Source organism: Eikenella sp. NML120348, assembly GCF_001648435.1.
GTDB classification, from domain to species: Bacteria; Pseudomonadota; Gammaproteobacteria; order Burkholderiales; family Neisseriaceae; genus Eikenella; species Eikenella exigua.
This window is the reverse complement of the sequence record NZ_LXSP01000001.1, coordinates 277,684-294,367: the sequence shown is the minus strand read 5'-3', so window position 1 is coordinate 294,367 and position 16,684 is coordinate 277,684. Positions and strand designations below refer to the sequence as shown.

General features: G+C 54.5%; 17 protein-coding genes and 1 pseudogene. 11 read left to right on the top strand and 7 right to left on the bottom strand.

Annotated elements, in window-relative coordinates; all coding sequences use genetic code 11:
- Nucleotides 1–214 precede the first annotated feature (214 nt).
- The 5 genes and pseudogenes from ilvA to glyA all read left to right on the top strand — a co-directional run bounded on the left by ilvA (nt 215) and on the right by glyA (nt 5,329).
- Complete coding sequence (ilvA, locus tag A7P99_RS01395; protein WP_067527651.1) at nt 215–1,735, top strand: threonine ammonia-lyase, biosynthetic; 1,521 nt, start codon at nt 215–217, stop codon at nt 1,733–1,735.
- A gap of 195 nt (nt 1,736–1,930) precedes the next feature.
- The gene (locus tag A7P99_RS01390) at nt 1,931–2,566 is read left to right on the top strand and encodes an alpha/beta hydrolase (RefSeq protein WP_067446766.1); all 636 of its coding nucleotides are present in this window, start codon (nt 1,931–1,933) and stop codon (nt 2,564–2,566) included.
- 67 nt (nt 2,567–2,633) lie between these two features.
- Nucleotides 2,634–2,957 carry a divalent-cation tolerance protein CutA gene (gene cutA / locus A7P99_RS01385; RefSeq protein WP_067527649.1) on the top strand — a complete coding sequence of 108 codons (324 nt, stop codon included), beginning with the start codon at nt 2,634–2,636 and terminating at the stop codon, nt 2,955–2,957.
- Nucleotides 2,958–3,165: 208 nt separating this feature from the next.
- A pseudogene (locus A7P99_RS01380) lies at nt 3,166–3,857 on the top strand (IS1595 family transposase).
- Nucleotides 3,858–4,078: 221 nt separating this feature from the next.
- Nucleotides 4,079–5,329, top strand: coding sequence for a serine hydroxymethyltransferase (glyA, locus tag A7P99_RS01375; RefSeq protein ID WP_067527647.1), 1,251 nt, complete (start codon nt 4,079–4,081; stop codon nt 5,327–5,329).
- A gap of 212 nt (nt 5,330–5,541) precedes the next feature.
- Here the strand turns inward: glyA and erpA are convergent, their stop codons facing one another.
- Together erpA and A7P99_RS01365 are read right to left on the bottom strand one after the other, a co-directional pair.
- The gene (gene erpA / locus A7P99_RS01370) at nt 5,542–5,892 is read right to left on the bottom strand and encodes an iron-sulfur cluster insertion protein ErpA (RefSeq protein ID WP_003821808.1); all 351 of its coding nucleotides are present in this window, start codon (nt 5,890–5,892) and stop codon (nt 5,542–5,544) included.
- 248 nt (nt 5,893–6,140) lie between these two features.
- Entirely contained in the window at nt 6,141–7,646 is a 1,506-nt protein-coding gene (locus tag A7P99_RS01365) for an SEL1-like repeat protein (protein WP_067446762.1), read from the bottom strand.
- Between the two features lie 553 nt (nt 7,647–8,199).
- On the opposite strand from A7P99_RS01365, the gene A7P99_RS01360 reads away from it, so the two are divergent.
- Nucleotides 8,200–9,045 carry a 23S rRNA (adenine(2030)-N(6))-methyltransferase RlmJ gene (locus tag A7P99_RS01360; protein ID WP_067447356.1) on the top strand — a complete coding sequence of 282 codons (846 nt, stop codon included), beginning with the start codon at nt 8,200–8,202 and terminating at the stop codon, nt 9,043–9,045.
- Between the two features lie 223 nt (nt 9,046–9,268).
- On the opposite strand, the gene A7P99_RS01355 is transcribed toward A7P99_RS01360, so the two are convergent.
- On the bottom strand, nt 9,269–9,796 hold the full coding sequence (locus tag A7P99_RS01355; RefSeq protein ID WP_156499659.1) for a hypothetical protein: 528 nt from the start codon (nt 9,794–9,796) through the stop codon (nt 9,269–9,271).
- 57 nt (nt 9,797–9,853) lie between these two features.
- Here A7P99_RS01355 and A7P99_RS10350 point away from each other — a divergent pair, with 57 nt between their 5' ends.
- A complete protein-coding gene (locus A7P99_RS10350; protein ID WP_067686272.1) occupies nt 9,854–10,093 on the top strand; it encodes an alternative ribosome-rescue factor A in 240 nt (79 codons plus the stop codon).
- A gap of 219 nt (nt 10,094–10,312) precedes the next feature.
- Here the strand turns inward: A7P99_RS10350 and A7P99_RS10345 are convergent, their stop codons facing one another.
- Nucleotides 10,313–10,618 (bottom strand): hypothetical protein, encoded by a 306-nt coding sequence (locus tag A7P99_RS10345; protein ID WP_231863695.1) that lies wholly within the window; start codon nt 10,616–10,618, stop codon nt 10,313–10,315.
- 88 nt (nt 10,619–10,706) lie between these two features.
- Nucleotides 10,707–12,332 carry an ABC-F family ATPase gene (locus A7P99_RS01340; RefSeq protein WP_067447354.1) on the bottom strand — a complete coding sequence of 542 codons (1,626 nt, stop codon included), beginning with the start codon at nt 12,330–12,332 and terminating at the stop codon, nt 10,707–10,709.
- Nucleotides 12,333–12,606: 274 nt separating this feature from the next.
- Between A7P99_RS01340 and A7P99_RS01335 the strand changes: the two genes are divergently transcribed.
- The 4 genes from A7P99_RS01335 to A7P99_RS01320 all read left to right on the top strand — a co-directional run bounded on the left by A7P99_RS01335 (nt 12,607) and on the right by A7P99_RS01320 (nt 15,053).
- Nucleotides 12,607–13,182, top strand: a complete 576-nt coding sequence (locus tag A7P99_RS01335) for a peptidylprolyl isomerase (protein ID WP_067447352.1) — start codon at nt 12,607–12,609, stop codon at nt 13,180–13,182.
- 87 nt (nt 13,183–13,269) lie between these two features.
- Nucleotides 13,270–13,761 (top strand): peptidylprolyl isomerase, encoded by a 492-nt coding sequence (locus tag A7P99_RS01330; RefSeq protein WP_067446756.1) that lies wholly within the window; start codon nt 13,270–13,272, stop codon nt 13,759–13,761.
- Nucleotides 13,762–13,838: 77 nt separating this feature from the next.
- The gene (locus A7P99_RS01325) at nt 13,839–14,072 is read left to right on the top strand and encodes a zinc-ribbon domain-containing protein (protein ID WP_067446754.1); all 234 of its coding nucleotides are present in this window, start codon (nt 13,839–13,841) and stop codon (nt 14,070–14,072) included.
- 6 nt (nt 14,073–14,078) lie between these two features.
- Nucleotides 14,079–15,053, top strand: coding sequence for a glycosyl transferase family 90 (locus A7P99_RS01320; RefSeq protein WP_067446752.1), 975 nt, complete (start codon nt 14,079–14,081; stop codon nt 15,051–15,053).
- Nucleotides 15,054–15,158: 105 nt separating this feature from the next.
- On the opposite strand, the gene A7P99_RS01315 is transcribed toward A7P99_RS01320, so the two are convergent.
- Nucleotides 15,159–15,521 carry a DUF2185 domain-containing protein gene (locus A7P99_RS01315; protein WP_067446751.1) on the bottom strand — a complete coding sequence of 121 codons (363 nt, stop codon included), beginning with the start codon at nt 15,519–15,521 and terminating at the stop codon, nt 15,159–15,161.
- Nucleotides 15,522–15,532: 11 nt separating this feature from the next.
- Nucleotides 15,533–16,618, bottom strand: a complete 1,086-nt coding sequence (nagZ, locus tag A7P99_RS01310; protein ID WP_067447350.1) for a beta-N-acetylhexosaminidase — start codon at nt 16,616–16,618, stop codon at nt 15,533–15,535.
- Between the last annotated feature and the right edge of the window lie 66 nt (nt 16,619–16,684).

Genomic DNA, 16,684 nt, shown 5'->3' with positions numbered 1-16,684 from the left:
GGTTGAATGGTTTGCCGGCAACAACGTTTGGTTTGAGTCTATCTGAAACTGAAACCTTTTCAGATAGACTGCTGCCAAATGCCAATCATGCAGCAAAATCGCACTAATTATAGCCATTCAAACCCGCTTTGCTAAGCGTTTAACCTGATTTTTCTTGCCAGCGGCGGCGCAAACAGAGTATCTTGCTTTTTAGTCTCGTTCAAAACACCCTATCATGCCACTGCCCTACACCGACTACCTCACCCGCATCCTCACTGCCTCCGTTTACGACTTGGCTGTTGAAACGCCACTAGATTTCGCTCGCAACCTTTCCGCGCACACCGGCAACTGCATTCTGCTCAAGCGCGAGGACCTACAACCGGTTTTCTCCTTCAAAATCAGAGGGGCATACAATAAAATGGCTAAGCTTCCACCAAAAATGCTGCAAAAAGGTGTGATTGCCGCCAGCGCCGGCAACCATGCGCAGGGCGTGGCGCTTTCCGCGCAGAAGCTCGGCTGCGAAGCCACCATCGTGATGCCTGAAACCGCGCCGCAAATTAAGGTGGACGCAGTACGCTCGCGCGGCGGCAAAGTGGTGCTCAAAGGCGTGTCGTTCAACGATGCCTACGACCACGCCATGCAGCTTGCTGACGCCAGCGGTCAAACCTATATCCCGCCGTTTGACGATCCTGATGTGATTGCCGGCCAGGGTACCATCGGGCTGGAAATCGTGCGCCAGCACTCCAAACCGATTGATGCCGTGTTCGTACCTATCGGCGGCGGTGGGCTGGCGGCCGGCGTGGCCGTGTTCATCAAGCAGGTGCGCCCTGAAATCAAGGTAATCGGCGTGCAAACCCACGATTCCTGCGCCATGAAAACCTCCATCGAACACGGTCGGCTGGTCGAGCTCAAAGACGTCGGCCTGTTTTCAGACGGCACGGCAGTAAAACTGGTGGGAAAGGAGACCTTTCGCCTGTGCCGCGAATTCTTGGATGAAATCATCACAGTCGATACCGATGCCATCTGCGGCGCACTCAAAGACATTTTCGACGACACTCGTAGCATCTGTGAGCCCGCCGGCGCGCTGGCCTTAGCCGGCCTCAAAGCCTACATCGCCCGTGAGCAGGTGCAGAGGCAAACCTTGATTGCCGTAACCAGCGGCGCCAATATCAATTTCCACAGCTTGCGTCATGTTTCCGAGCGCAGCGAGCTGGACGAGAGCAACGAAAGTATTTTTGCCGTATCGATCCCCGAGCAGCCTGGTAGTTTCTTAAAATTCATCAACATATTGGGTAACCGAAACATCACCGAGTTCAATTACCGCTACAGCGACAACTCCACCGCCCACATCTTTATGGGTATCCAAAGTAAAGGCGCAGCCGACCTGGCCGCAGTCAGTGCCGCGCTCGCCGCCGCCGGCCTGCCCAACACCAACCTTACCAAAAATGAAACCGCCAAAATTCACATTCGCTACATGGTGGGTGGGCATACCGGCAAAGTAGCGCACGAACGTTTGTTCAGTTTTGAATTTCCCAAACGCCCCGGTGCGTTGGCCTATTTCCTCGACCGCATGCATAGCGGTTGGAACATTACCCTGTTCCACTACCTCAGCCACAGTTCGGATTATGACCGTGTGCTGGTGGGTATCGACATACCACCCGCTGACAACCAAGCCTTTGCCACCTTCCTGCAAGAGCTGGGCTATGTGCACACCGAACAAACCGACAACACCGCCTACCGTCTGTTCCTTGGCTAGGCCTAGAGCATTACCTGCCACTAGTTTTCAGGTAGCCCTCAAACCCATTCAGGCTACCTGAAACTTGCAGTGGATTAAGTTTAAATCAGGACAAGGCGGTGAGCTGCAGATAGTATAGTAGTACAGCAAGGCAAGCCAACGCTGTCTTGCTTTAAAATTAATTTACTATGAATCTCATTCACAAACTAAAAAACTATGCTAACTCCACAACACCTACTCTGGATAAACGGCCCTGCCGGCCGCCTGCACACCATCTACCTGCCGCCCGAAGCCCCCGAGCGCGGCGTGGCCATCATCAACCACCCCAACCCCCTGCACGGCGGCACGTTTACCAACAAAGTGATCCAAACCGCCGCCAAAGCCTATGCCCGTCTAGGCTTCCACTGCTACCTGCCCAACCTGCGCGGCGTGGGCGAAAGCGAAGGCCAACACGACTACGGGCGCGGCGAAACCGACGACTGCCTCGCCGTAATCGACTACGCCCAGAGCCAACACCCCCATGCCGCCCAATTCATCATTTCCGGCTTCTCCTTCGGCGGCTACGTGAGCCTGTTTGCCGCCCAACAGCGCCGACCCGATGCCCTCGTGCTACTCGGCCCCGCCGTGGGCATGTATGAAGTGCCCGCTGCCCAAGCCGCCGACCCGGCGCACACTTTGGTGATCCACGGCGAAATTGATGAAGTGGTGCCGCTGGCCAACGCCCTCAGCTGGGCCGCCCCGCAAGACATCCCCGTGGTTGTGCTGCCCCAATCCTCCCACTTCTTCCACGGCAAACTCATTCCCCTGCGCGACACCCTGCTGCGCTTCGTGCCCGGCCTGTTGGAAAAATAAGCCGACCGGTTTCAGGTAGCCTTTGAATTGGAAAGGCTACCTGAAACCCTATCTTCTCCTTACCACCATGTCCGCCTGCCAACCCGCCATCGTCCTCACCACCTGCCCCAGCCAAACCGAAGCCGAACGCATCGGCGGCCTCCTGCTGCAACATCAATTCGCCGCCTGCGTGCAATACGAAACCATTCAAAGCCAATACATCTGGCAGGGCAAACTCTGCTGCGACAATGAAATCCGCCTCACCATCAAAACCGCCACTCGGCACTATCCCGCCGTTGAACGCCTCATCCTCGAACACCACAGCTACGATTGCCCGCAAATCCTGCTGCTGCCCGTATCCGACGGCGTGGAAGTCTACCTGAAATGGCTGCAAGACAACCTCGCACCGTAATTCGGCAAACGTTCATCACTCAATCTTCTCCCTATATCTTGCCACCCGTTAAAAAGCTGCCTAAAAATTTCAGGTAGCCTTTCTCTCCGCCCTCTGCATATAGCTGAAGCAATTATTTTTGGAGCTGTCCTAGATAATTAGGAATACTCAGATTTGATTAAAGCATTCCCATGAGGGAAGTCGCCTCAGCCAGCCCGTTCAAAACAAACTGATCGAATTGTTCGTTACAGGAGCAACCGCCCGTACTGCCGCTGAATTGGCCGGAGTCAATAAAACCACCGCTGCCTACTACTTTCACCGTTTGAGTTTGCTTTTTTCATAGTTACGAGCACTTGGAACGATTTGATAGCGAAGTAGAAGCAGATGAAAGTTATTTGGACGGCTGCCGCAAAGGCAAACGCAGTCGCGGAACAGCCGGCAAAGTTATGGTATTCTGGCTGTTAAAGCGTAACGGCAAGGTTTATACCGTTACCGTAGCCAATATTAGCGGCTACCCTACTGCCGATTATCCGGGAGCAGATAAGGCCGGACAGCGTAGCTTATACCGATTGTCACAGTATCCCAATGTATTGGATGTTAGCGAGTTTAGCCGCTTGCACATTAATTACCGCACTCGTTTTGCAGGCAGGCAAAACCACATTAACGGGATTGAGAATTTCTAGAACCGGGCCAAACGTCATTTACGCAAGTTCAACAGTATTCCGAAAAAAGTATTTCGAGCTGTATTTGAAAGAGTGCGAATGGCGATTTAACAACAATGAAATGAAGTCTCAGATTGCCATGTTGAAACAAATGGTAAGAGATAGTCTGTCCTGGCTATCTAGGTCAGGCTATAATATTTTCATACAAGGCGGCGAGACCACTGATACAGTACAGCACACAGTACAAGTAGTACCGTAAAGCAAGCCAACGCAGTAAGAAGCAAGTAAGTACCTTAACTATAACCACCGAATTCAGCTACAATACAGCGCATTAGAGTTAAATAAACTCCTCCCCTTCTTTACCCAACGAACTGCAAATAATGCAAGTAGCACGGTTGGGGGCAAGAGAAGGTCTGTTCAGCTTATCCCCCCCGACACCACCAGCGTCCTACCATTGCCTTTACTAAAGGAGATCCAAGCATGTTTTCCCGCAGCATCACCATCGAACAATATGACCCCGAACTCGCCGCTGCTATTACCGCTGAAGAGCACCGCCAACAAGACCACGTTGAGCTGATTGCCTCCGAGAACTACGTCAGCTGCGCCGTGATGGAAGCCCAGGGCAGCCAGCTTACCAACAAATACGCCGAAGGCTACCCCGGCAAACGCTACTACGGCGGCTGCGAACACGTGGATGTGGCCGAAGAGCTTGCCCTCGAACGCGTGAAAAAACTGTTCGGCGCCACCTATGCCAACGTACAACCCCACTCCGGCTCGCAAGCCAACCAAGCCGTGTATGCCTCCGTATTGAACCCCGGCGACACCATCCTCGGCATGAGCCTCGCCCACGGCGGCCACCTCACCCACGGTGCATCGGTAAACATTTCCGGCAAGCTCTACAACGCCATCACCTACGGCCTGGACGAAAACGAAGTGCTCGACTACGCCGAAGTGGAACGCCTCGCGCTTGAGCACAAACCCAAAATGATTGTGGCCGGCGCCTCCGCCTACGCTTTGGAAATCGACTGGGCGAAATTCCGCGAAATCGCCGATAAAGTAGGCGCGTACCTGTTTGTGGATATGGCGCACTACGCCGGCCTGATTGCTGCCGGCGAATACCCCAACCCCGTGCCGCACGCCGACTTCGTTACCACCACCACCCACAAAACCCTGCGCGGCCCGCGCGGCGGCGTGATTCTGTGCCGCGACAACACCCACGAAAAAGCGCTCAACTCCGCTATTTTCCCCAGCCTGCAAGGCGGCCCGCTGATGCATGTGATTGCCGCTAAAGCCGTGGCCTTCAAAGAAGCCCTGTCGCCTGAATTCAAGCAATACGCCAAACAGGTGAAAATCAATGCTGCTGCCATGGCCGAAGAGCTGGTAAAACGCGGCCTGCGCATCATTTCCGGCCGCACCGAAAGCCACGTTTTCCTGGTGGATCTGCGCCCGAAACACATCACCGGTAAAGCTGCTGAAGCTGCACTGGGCAAAGCGTTGATTACCATCAACAAAAACGCCATCCCGAACGACCCGGAAAAACCCTTCGTTACCTCCGGCATCCGTGTAGGCACCGCCGCCATTACCACCCGCGGCTTCGACGAAGCTGCCGCCCGCAAACTGGCGAATCTGGTAGCCGATGTGCTGGACAAACCCGAAGACGAAGCCAACCTGGCTCGCGTGGCTGGTGAAGTGAAAGCCTTGTGCGATGCCCATCCGGTATACGGCGCATAAGCAGATAGCTTGGATCGCTTCGCTTAAAATAAAACCAGCCGGCTGTTTCCAGCCGGCTTTTTTATGCCATTCAATATATAGCGGATTACAGATAAGGCGGCGAGTCACCGTCAGTATGAGTAATACGGCAAGGCAAGCCAACGCTGTAGCATTCTTGTTTAAAAGGCTACCTGAAACTTTCAGGTAGCCTTTCATTCATGCGATTGAATCAATCAAACCGAAAACGAAGAACCGCAGCCGCAGGTGGTTACGGCATTCGGGTTGCTGCGGATAACGAATTGCGAGCCTTGCAGGCCTTCGGTGTAGTCGATTTCCGCGCCGAGCAGGTATTGGTAGCTCATCGGGTCGATTAGGAAAACGAGGCCGCTTTTTTCGATTTGGAAGTCGTCGTCGTTCACGATTTCGTCGAAAGTGAAGCCGTATTGGAAGCCGGAGCAGCCGCCGCCGTTCACGAACACGCGCAGTTTCAAATCGGGGTTGTTTTCTTCAGCAATCAGCTCGGCTACCTTATTGCAGCAGCTTTCAGTGAAGATAATGGGATCGCTGTGATCAATATCAGACATGGTTTATTCCTTTTTCTGTGTTATGCGGGATGGGCTTATTGTGGCGCAAAGCGGGGTTTGTGGGCAAGTCGGCTTGGGTAAATTCTAAGCGGCAAATAAGGGCGGATACGGCGGGTTTAAAGTGCAGGCAGGCGGTGCCTGCGGCGAAATATTTTAAGGCAGGCGTTGCGTTTCGCCATCACTGCATATAAAGGCTACCTGAAAAACCGTTTGCCATTTTTCAGGTAGCCTTTTGATTTCAGGCAGCCCTAAGCCAATTCTTCCTGCCATTGCTCCAAGAGCTTCTGCCACTCGCCTTCGTTCTTATGGCCTTGGGCGATGGCGGCCTTGAGGTGGGAAATCGCTTCACCGGCGTTGGCGCGCACACCCCAGCCGTGGTAGTAGAGGCAGGCGAGGTTGTAGTGCGCCACGGGATCGTGCCGGAGGGCGGCTTTTTTAAACCAAGCAGCGGCTTTTTCGTAGTCTTTGCCCACAAATTCGCCAAGGAAAAACATCATGCCGAGATTGGTTTGCGCACGCGGCAGGCCGTATTCAGCGGCGGCTTTATAGAGCGAGAAAGCTTGGCCGATGTCTTGTGTGGCACCATTGAGGCCGAAATGGCAAACGAAGGCTTGCCGGTAGTGCTCTTCGGCCAACTGTTCTTCCGGGTCGGGCAAGTGGCACACTGGATCGGACGCACGGCGCTGGGGTTTCACCGGCTCGGCCAGCTTTTCTTTGGCTTCTTCATGCCCGTTGAGCACAGCCTGTTCATACCATTGCCGCGCCAGTTTGTCGTCTTTAGATACGCCCAAGCCGTAGCGGTACACATCGCCCATTTGATACATAGCATCAGCATTGCCCAAGCGCACAGCTTGCTCCAAGCAGCGCACGGCGGCATCGAAGTTTTGCTGGATGCCCTGCCCGGTGAGCAGCTGTTTGGCCAGCAGGTTCAACGCTTCCGAGTCGTTGGCGTTGGCAGCTTGGATAATCCATTGTACGGCGGCTTTGGGGTCGGCAGCACAACCGATGCCATTGAGCCGCATGTGCCCGGCCTTGCTTTGGGCAGCCACCACGCCTTTGGCGGCTACACGTTCATACCAATGCAAGGCTTTGGCTTTGTCCATGCCGCCGAAGCGGCCGGTTTCATACAGGCGGGCAAGCTGCCATTGCGCATCGCCGTAGTCGTGTTCGGCGGCGCGTTTGAGCCAGCTGATGCCTTGGCGCACATCGGTTTTGGTGCCCAATCCGTGCAGGAGGGCATAGGCCATATGATATTGTGCCTGCGGTTCGCCCAGCGCAGCGGCATGGGAGGCCCAGGCGAAGGCTTTTTGGTGCTGGCCGTGGGCGGCCGCATTTTCCATCAGCCACACGATAGCCGGCGGGAATTTTTGCGCAGCCAGATGCTGCATCACTTGGCTAGCGGCCAATACGTCTTGCTGCATGCCTTCGCCGTTGGCCTGCATCAAAGCCAGGCTGTAGGCGGCTTTCAGGTAGCCTGAAGCGGCAGCACGCTCCAGCCAATATAGTGCAGTAGCATGGTTTTGCGGCACATTTTGGCCTTGGCGGTTCCACTCGCCCAGCTCGTATTGCGCCTGCTGGTGCCCCATTTCGGCGGCTTGGAGCATATCGGCCACGGCTTTTTCGCGGGTGTCTTCTGCTTCCAGCAGCTGTTGGGCGCGGCGGTAGTAGGCTTCAGCATCAGGCAGATTATCCTGCCCCGTCCGATTTGTTTTCACAAGCTTAACGGCTTTGCGCCCGAGTGCAAATTTAATCATTCGTTCCAACCGTATTTAAATCTTTCTTTTGGCGGCTATTGCGGCCAGGCCGCATGCTGCCCCTCCCTAGTTAAGGCCGGTTGGCAAGGGCTATTCCCCTGCCCGCTAACTGTTCTGTTGCACGGCATCTTGTTAATATACAGACATTTTAGCATGCCGGCATACCCTGTGGCAGCCCGTTTAAGCTATTTGAGGCTACCTGAAAAGCCGGAACACACCGATAATTTGCTAACGGAGCCTCTTTTACGCATAAATTGCCAAACTTTCGGGCTATGAATTGTCGTTCATTTGATTTTGGTCAATATTTCTCCCAGCCATTATCTTTATAATCCCTCCAAGTTGAAAGGATTTAGTGCCCGGCTGGCAAGCAAAGCCGGTTGGTTGAAATAGAGATGCTCCTGTTTCTTGCAACATTGGATTCATTTTCCTCTTGATGTGTGTGTTTAGGTGTGGCCAACTGCCACACCTTTTTTTATCTGCAATATTCAGCCAAAGTAGCGAAAGCCGCCCTACCCGCTATAAAATGCCGCCTTTTCCAACTCAGCGCCATCTCATGCTCAGCTACCGCCACGCCTTCCATGCCGGCAACCATGCCGACATATTCAAACATTTTATCCTGTTTCTCACTCTCAGCTACTTCAACCGCAAAGACAAGCCCTATTGGTATATCGACACCCACAGCGGAGCCGGCTTATATCGCCTGACAGACGATGCCGCACAAAAAACCAGCGAACACCAACAAGGCATCAGTCGCCTGCCCGCCGCGCCCGCCCTGCCTGCCGAGCTGGAACAATTCCGCCAACACCTGAGCCATATCCTGCCTGCGCCCGATTTCTATTGCGGCTCGCCCCGCCTTGCCCAAAGCCTGCTGCGCGACAGCGACAAAATGCGCCTGTTTGAACTGCACCCCGCCGACTTCGCCCTGCTGCAGGAAAACACCCGCGCCGACCACCGCATCATCGCCAAACAAAGCGACGGCTACCAAGGCCTGATTTCCCTCCTGCCGCCCCCGACACGCCGCGCCCTGATCCTCATCGACCCGCCCTACGAACAAAAACAAGACTACCGCCAAGTCGTCAAAACCCTGCAGGCCGCCCTGCGCCGCTTCGCCACCGGCTGCTATTTGCTGTGGTATCCCTGCCTTTCGCGCGAAGAAAGCCGCCAACTTCCCGCTGAACTGCGCAAACTGCCCATTACCCATTGGCTGCAAGCCGAACTTCATGCCCATGCCCCGCGCAGCGACGGCTTCGGCATGCACGGCAGCGGCATGTTCGTTATCAACCCGCCCTACCTGCTGGCCGAACAGCTCGCCGCCAACCTGCCCGCCCTCGCCGAACTCTTGGCGCAAGACCGAGGCGCAAGATTTGTGCTGGAGCAAAAAAAGCGCTTAAGCATTTAAGTTTTCAGGTAGCCCTTTCCATGCAAAGGCTACCTGAAAAATACCACACCACGCCAAACCGGCAATCAATACACTAATTTGCCATACAGCTGCCCCGGCCGGCAGCGGTTTCTGATTTCCTCCGCCAATTCCAAAGCATTCCCCGCGCTGTTAAGCCACACCTGGTTTCCGGCTGCAGACGACGGCTTAATCCGATTTAAATTCAAACTGAGCGTTTGCGGCACTACGCCGGCCTGTTCCGGCATGCGGTATTGCAATAACAATTTGCTGGGAAAATTCCGCCCCACAAATTCACAAATTGCAACCATTCATAAGCCACAAAACCTTCGCCCGCACCCGATAAACAATAACGGATACCCTCTTCCTCCAAACGCACAAATTCGCGTGGCCCGGTACGTTTGCCATGCCACTGCCACCACACCAGCCTGCATACCGCCACTGCAATCAGCAGCAATATACCCAGGTGCAATACTGTTATTCGATATTGCCCAGACAGCAAAGCTATCTGGGCAAGAATAGTGAGCAAAGCCGCGGCACCAAATACAGTAGCCCATCCATTCAACAAACCTCTGCCAAACTCCCACTCCCGTATCTCTTTGCGACAGGAAAGATAATCATGATTTTCCATCGTTTTATTTCCTGAAAAAGCTATCTGAAAATACCATAAAGCAATAATGCAAAACCTTGCAGCATCATCTCTCCTTTGTTTGGCAACATCAATTTTCAGGCAGCCTGCTCCCTCTTGCCCCATCCTAACCGGCAGGCTACAATCCGCGCCCGTTTTAATACAAAACAAAAGGAAAGCCCTATGGCACACCAACTCAATAAAGGCAAAATCCGCGATAATGCACTCAAAGCGCTGGTACGTTCCAATCTGTTCCGGCACAAAACGGAACGTAACAAGAAAGGCAAAGGCAGCTACAACAGGCAGGCAGCCAAAAAATGGCGGGACGGTTTTGAACAACCGTCCCGTTTCATTTGCACTATGCATAACCAAAGTGCTGCATACAGCCTTGACCTGAAAACTGCTTTACCGATTTTCAGGTAGTCTCATGCTTGGGCAGATTCCAAGCCTGCGCTATGGTTTGTTCCCAAACAATACCCCATAACCGAATGCAAGCAACAACAACACTACTATCAGCCAAGTAAGAGGCGATTCATTCAGCTCCTTGTAACGCAGCCCGATTGCCTTACAAGCCCGATAGCGCAGGAAAAACGGCAAAAGAGCGTAGACAAGCATCACACCCACCGCCAGCCAAAATAGGATTTACCCCGCCAGCGGCGACAATGAATCCAACACACCCACCATCCAAACAAACAAGGCAAGCAGAGCGGGAATCCCGAGTGTGTACGCCCATATCCGCCGAGCCTGACCCCAATGCACCGGCTGCTTGATAATTTGATAATTCGTGCCGGAGAGCATGGTCGGTTCCACCAACAAAATCCGTGCGCTATACAGCGGAATCAGCAGTATCCATAAAGCCACAATCCATGCCGTGGTGATGTAAGTGCCGTCCGGCTCGTAATCGCATTCGCCAACAAATGTGGTGCCAAACCCATTGAGTGTAAACATACTTTCCCTTTCTTACTTATATTTTTATTTGAACCATCTGCAAAAGGCTACCTGAAAATTGATTTCTCTTTCAGGTAGCCTTTTGGGGTTACACCAAGCCTTTCTTGGCTAAGTAACCTTCGTAATCGCCCAGATAATATTCATAGCCGCCTTTGCCGTCGAGCTCGATAATCTGCGTGGCGAGCGAGGATACAAACTGGCGGTCGTGCGACACGAAAATCAGCGTGCCTTTGTATTTTTCCAGCGCCATGTTCAGCGATTCGATGCTTTCCATGTCCATGTGGTTGGTCGGTTCGTCCATAATCAGCACGTTGGGGCGCAGCAGCAGCAGTTTGCCGTAGAGCATGCGGCCTTTTTCGCCGCCGGAGAGCACTTTCACTTTTTTCACCACGTCGTTGCTGCCGAACAGCAGGCGGCCGAGCGTGCCGCGAATCACTTGTTCGTCGTCGCCTTCCTGCCCCCATTGGCGCATCCATTCTGTCAGGTCCATGTCCACGTCGAAGTCGTTTTCGTGGTCTTGCGGGTAGTAGCCGACGGTGGCTTTTTCCGCCCATTTGATGCAGCCTGCATCGGGTTTGACATCGGAAAGTTTTTCGTCAAACGCGCCGGCCAAGAGTTTCAGCAGGGTGGATTTACCCGCGCCGTTCGGACCGATGATGGCGAGGCGTTGCCCTGCTTCCAAAATATAAGACAATTTTTCAAACAGGGTTTTGTCGAACGATTTGGCCAGGTTTTCCACTTCTACGGCTTGGCGGTGCAGCTTGTTTTTCTCGTCCGTTTCAAAACGGATATACGGGTTTTGGCGGGTGGAGGGTTTCACTTCCACTATTTCGGCTTTGATTTTGTCGGCCTGTTTCAAGCGGCTGGTCGCTTGGCGGGCTTTGGATTTATTAGCAGAGAAGCGTGCCACAAATTCTTGCAGTTCCTGCAATTTTTCTTTGGCTTTGGCGTTGTCTTTCAGCGCACGCTCGCGGGATTGGGCGCTGGCCAGCATATAGTCGTCGTAATTGCCGGGATAAACGGTGATGGTGTTGTAGTCCAAATCCGCCATGTGGGTGCAGACTTCGTTCAGGAAGTGGCGGTCGTGGCTGATGATAATCATGGTGGAATCGTATTGGTTCAGCACGCCTTCCAGCCAGCGGATAGTGTTGATGTCCAAGTTGTTGGTCGGCTCGTCCAACAGCAACACGTCGGGTTTGGAGAACAGGGCTTGCGCCAGCAGCACGCGCAGCTTGAAGCCCGGGGCAACTTCCGCCATGGTGGCGTTGTGCAGTTCTTCGGCAATGCCTACGCCGCTCAATAATTCGGCGGCGCGCGCTTCGGCGGTATAGCCGTCGTATTCGGCGAACTTGGCTTCCAGTTCGGCCGCGTGCATATAGTCTTCTTCGGTGGCTTCGGGGTTGGCGTAAATCGCGTCGCGTTCGGTCATCGCCGCCCACATTTCGGTGTGCCCCATCAGCACCACGTCCAGCACGCGCATGTCTTCGTAGGCAAACTGGTCTTGGCGCAGCTTGCCCAAACGCACGCCGTGTTCAATCGCCACTTCGCCGCTGGTCTGCTCCAAATCGCCGCCCAAAATCTTCATGAAGGTGGATTTGCCCGAACCGTTCGCGCCGATGAGGCCGTAGCGGTTGCCTTCGCCGAATTTGACGGAGACGTTTTCAAACAGCGGCTTCGCGCCAAACTGCATGGTGATGCCGGAAGTGGAAATCATGGGTGTGCCTTTGCGGAAAATTAGAATGTAAAAAGCGGGCGATTTTAACACAATCAATGAGTTCTGTATTGCAAACAACTCTCCCCACCATAACCGGCATTCTATGGCAGTGAAAGCCTTTCTTTCTTCTTGCCAGGCGAGGGCTGCAAACAGCATGAGCAATACCGCAACGCCAGCTAACGCGGCCGGCAGAAATACTTTAGCCATGCTTGCAAAATTTTCAGGTAGCCTTTACCCTAACGCCTTTATTCATTTCCATATCTTAACCAATATCATGAACAAACCGTTCCGCACACTCATCCTGGCCGCCACACTCGGCTGCTCCGCCCTCGCCGCCCATGCCGAAACCCGCGTGTTGCTTGAAACCAGCCAAGGCAATATTGAGCTTTCCTTGGATGAAACCCGCGCACCGAAAACCGTGGAAAACTTCCTCGCCTACGCCTGCAGCGGCTTTTACAACGGCACCATCTTCCACCGAGTAATCCCCGGCTTCATGATTCAAGGCGGCGGCCTCACCGCCCAAATGGCCGAAAAAGCCCCCATACGTCGCGCCCTCGATAACGAAGCCGCCAACGGCCTGAAAAACAACCGCTACACCATCGCCATGGCGCGCACTGCCCAGCCGCACTCCGCCACCAGCCAGTTTTTCATCAACCTGAAAGACAACGAATTCCTCAACCATACCGCCCCCACTGCACGTGGCTATGGCTATGCCGTGTTCGGCAAAGTAACCGCCGGGCAGGAAGTGGTGGACAAAATCGCCGGTATTCCCACCGGCACAGTGGATATGTATCAAGACGTGCCGCGCACGCCCATCGTTATCCGCCAAGTGCGCGTTCTTTCGCAATAATCCCAACATAAAAAGGCTACCTGAAACCCCAAACTGTTTTTTAGGTAACCTCTTCCCTTTCCTCCAACCCATTACAGGACGGCAAACATGATCAAACTCCATACCAACTTCGGCACTATCGGCATCGAGCTCGACCACGAAAAAGCCCCCGAAACCGCTGCCAACTTCGAACAATACGTGAAAGACAGCTTCTACGACGGCCTTATTTTCCACCGCGTGATCAAAGGTTTCATGATTCAGGGCGGAGGCATGGACGAAAACATGCAGGAAAAGCCCTCCCGCGCCCCGATTAAAAATGAAGCACAAAACGGCCTGAAAAACAATAAATACACCCTCGCCATGGCGCGTACCCAGGCCCCGCACAGTGCCTCCTCTCAATTCTTTATCAATACCAAAGACAACGACTTCCTCAACCACACCTCCCCCAGCCTGCACGGCTGGGGCTACGCCGTATTCGGCAAAGTGGTGGAAGGCCAAGATGTAGTTGATGCTATCGAAGGTGTTGCCACCAAACGCCACGGCTACCACGACGATGTGCCGGTTGAGCCCGTAGTGATCACCAAAGCCGAAATCGTATAAGCCAAACCAGCCGAGCCGGCCGCAACGTGCTGGCTCGGCTTTCACACATAACCATATAAGTACAAAGAGAAATCGCCATGATCTTCATCTGGGGCAGTAAAGGCTATTTTGACGACCTCGGCGAAAGCTGCCTCTGCGGCAACTGCAACAACCGCGTTAATCTACACATCACCAATGCCTACACCAAATTCACCTTCTTCTTCATCCCCCTATTCCGCATAGAATCAAAATACTACCTCACCTGCCTCGTTTACTCCCACGGCTGGAAGCTCAAACGCCAGGAAGCCAAACAACTGATACAACCCTGCTAAACCGCCATGCCCATCGATCTCGGCATCTACCACCGCCGCCTGCACAAACTCGCCTACTACACCCGCCACAGCCCATTCGGCCTGTTGCCACACCGCTTACTCGCCAAATCCATCGAGCCCGTATTGGCCGAGTTTGCCCGCCTCCCCAGCGAAACCCAGCAGCAAATCCGGCAGCGCGTGGACTACTGCAACCGGCAAAACCAGCCGTTTACCCTTTCAGCTAGCCTCACCCCGGTAGGCCAAGCCGGCAACTTCAAACGCGGCAGCCACACCTCCGCCTACTACTACGACCTCGCCACCCTCCTGCGCTACTTCCCGGCAGAAGCCCGCTTCGCCTACGAATTCGGCGATGTCACCCACATCTCCGCCCAGCCCGCCTTCGTGAAAAGCCGCCCTATCCGGAGCGACAACCAATACTCCGTTTTACTCAAGCTCGACAGCGTGCGCCATTTCTACATCTACCCCGACCGCACCCCATTTGCCGCCAAACGCAACCAACTCGTCTGGCGCGGCGCCGCCTTCCAAGAACAACGCCTGCACTTCTTGCGCCAATACCACAACCACCCTCTGTGCGACGTCGGCTGCGTACACAAACAATCCATCGGCCAGCCCTACCACCGCAGCTTCATGAGCGTAGGCCAACAGCTGCAATACAAATACATCCTCAGCATCGAAGGCAACGACGTCGCCACCAACCTCAAATGGATACTCGCCTCCCGCTCCCTCTGTTTCATGACCCCCCCCGCCTACGAAACCTGGCTGCTGGAGGGCCTGCTGCAGCCTGAAGTCCACTACGTCCACCTCCAGCCCGACTACAGCGATTTCGAAGAAAAACTCGCCTTCTACCAACAACACCCCGATGCCGCCGAACGCATCATCCGCAACGCCAACGCCTATATGCAGCCCTTCTTCAATAGCAGGCAAGAACTGATCACCAGCCTGTTGGTGATGCAGAAATATTTTGAATTGGCCACAAGCTAATTGATCAGCCTGGTTTGCCCGGCCACAACAAAAGGCTACCTGAAAATCAAAAAACCACTTCAGGTAGCCTCTATACCGCCCGCCATCACAATGATGACACCAAGCTCACTCCTGCGGAATCTCCCAATCGCTCACCGCCACAAAATCCGGCTGGTGTAAATCCTGCTCAAACACCGAGCCGGTGGAGCTGTGCAGCAATTTGGCGATCGCCGGCTGGTAGTTAGCCATGCGTTGCAGGCTGTAGAGGTGGAAGTTGGCCGCATTTTCGGCATAATCATCGTCTTCAAAACTGGAAAACATCCGCCAGCCGCTATCGGGCGGGAAGGCCGAATCAGGCTCTTCCCGATACAGGAAACGGATCGGCATGCCTTCTTTGGCAACCTGGTCGGAAACGATGGCATAGCCCTGCGGCACGTCTTTTACCAGCAGCTCTTCTTCCGGCAGGCTGAAAATTTTCGGGTTTAACATAGGTATCCTCCTTAAAACGCCTCGCCCACTTTCACCCCGCCGGCCAAATCTTGCGGCGAGGAAAGTGCGGCGGTGAAGGCTTGGGCGGCTTGGAATTCGGGCTGCTGCATTACTGCGGCGTAATCACTTGGTGTGCCGCGCCCAGCCATGTATTGCCAGCGGTCGGCTAATTGCGGGTTTTCAGGTAGCCTGAAACCTTCGAGCAGTTCGTCTACCCAATCGGGGCGGTTGCACACCAACACGATATCGCAACCGGCCGCGAAAGATTGCGCTGCCCGCTCGCGGATGCCGCCGGCCATGCTGGCGCCTTCCATGGTGAGGTCGTCGGAAAAAATCACGCCGTTGAAGCCCAAATCCTGGCGCAAAATTTGCTTCAACCAGATGCTCGAAAAACCGGCAGGTTGTTTGTCTACCTGCGGGTACACCACATGCGCGGGCATCACGGCGGCCATGCCTTCGGCAGCCAAAGCACGGAAAGGCTGAATATCTGCCTCCATCAGTTCGGCCAGGCTGCGCGGGTCTTCTGGCAACACATGGTGGCTGTCGCCGACAACAAAGCCGTGGCCGGGGAAGTGTTTGCCGCAGCTTTGCATGCCGCCACGGTTGAGCCCGCGTTGCAGCGCCAGTGCCAGCGTGGTAACGGTGTCGGCTTGGCAGTGGAAACTGCGGTTACCGATCACGGCGCACTGCCCCCAATCCAAATCCAACACCGGCGTAAACGATAAGTCCACCCCGCAAGCGCGCAATTCTGTCGCCAACACCCAACCCACCTGTTCCGCCGCCGCTTCTGCCGCTGCTTGGCCTTGCTTTTCCCAAATGCCGCCCAGCGTGCTCATGGCCGGTAGGCGGGTGAAGCCTTCGATAAAGCGCTGCACGCGCCCGCCCTCATGATCCACGGCAATCACCAACTCCGGCGTACGCAAAGCCTTGATTTCGGCACACAAAGCCTGAAGCTGGCTGCGGTTTTGGTAATTGCGGCGAAACAAAATCACGCCACCCACGGCGGGGTGCAGCAGGCGTTGTTTTTCTTCCTCGCTCAGGCGGTGGGCGGCAACATCGGCCATAATCGGGCCGCGCGGCAGGCAAACGGGTTGCATAACAAATCTTTCAGTGTATTCGGTAGAAAGGCGGGATTTCATCACTTCCGCCGCGAAAAAACAAGC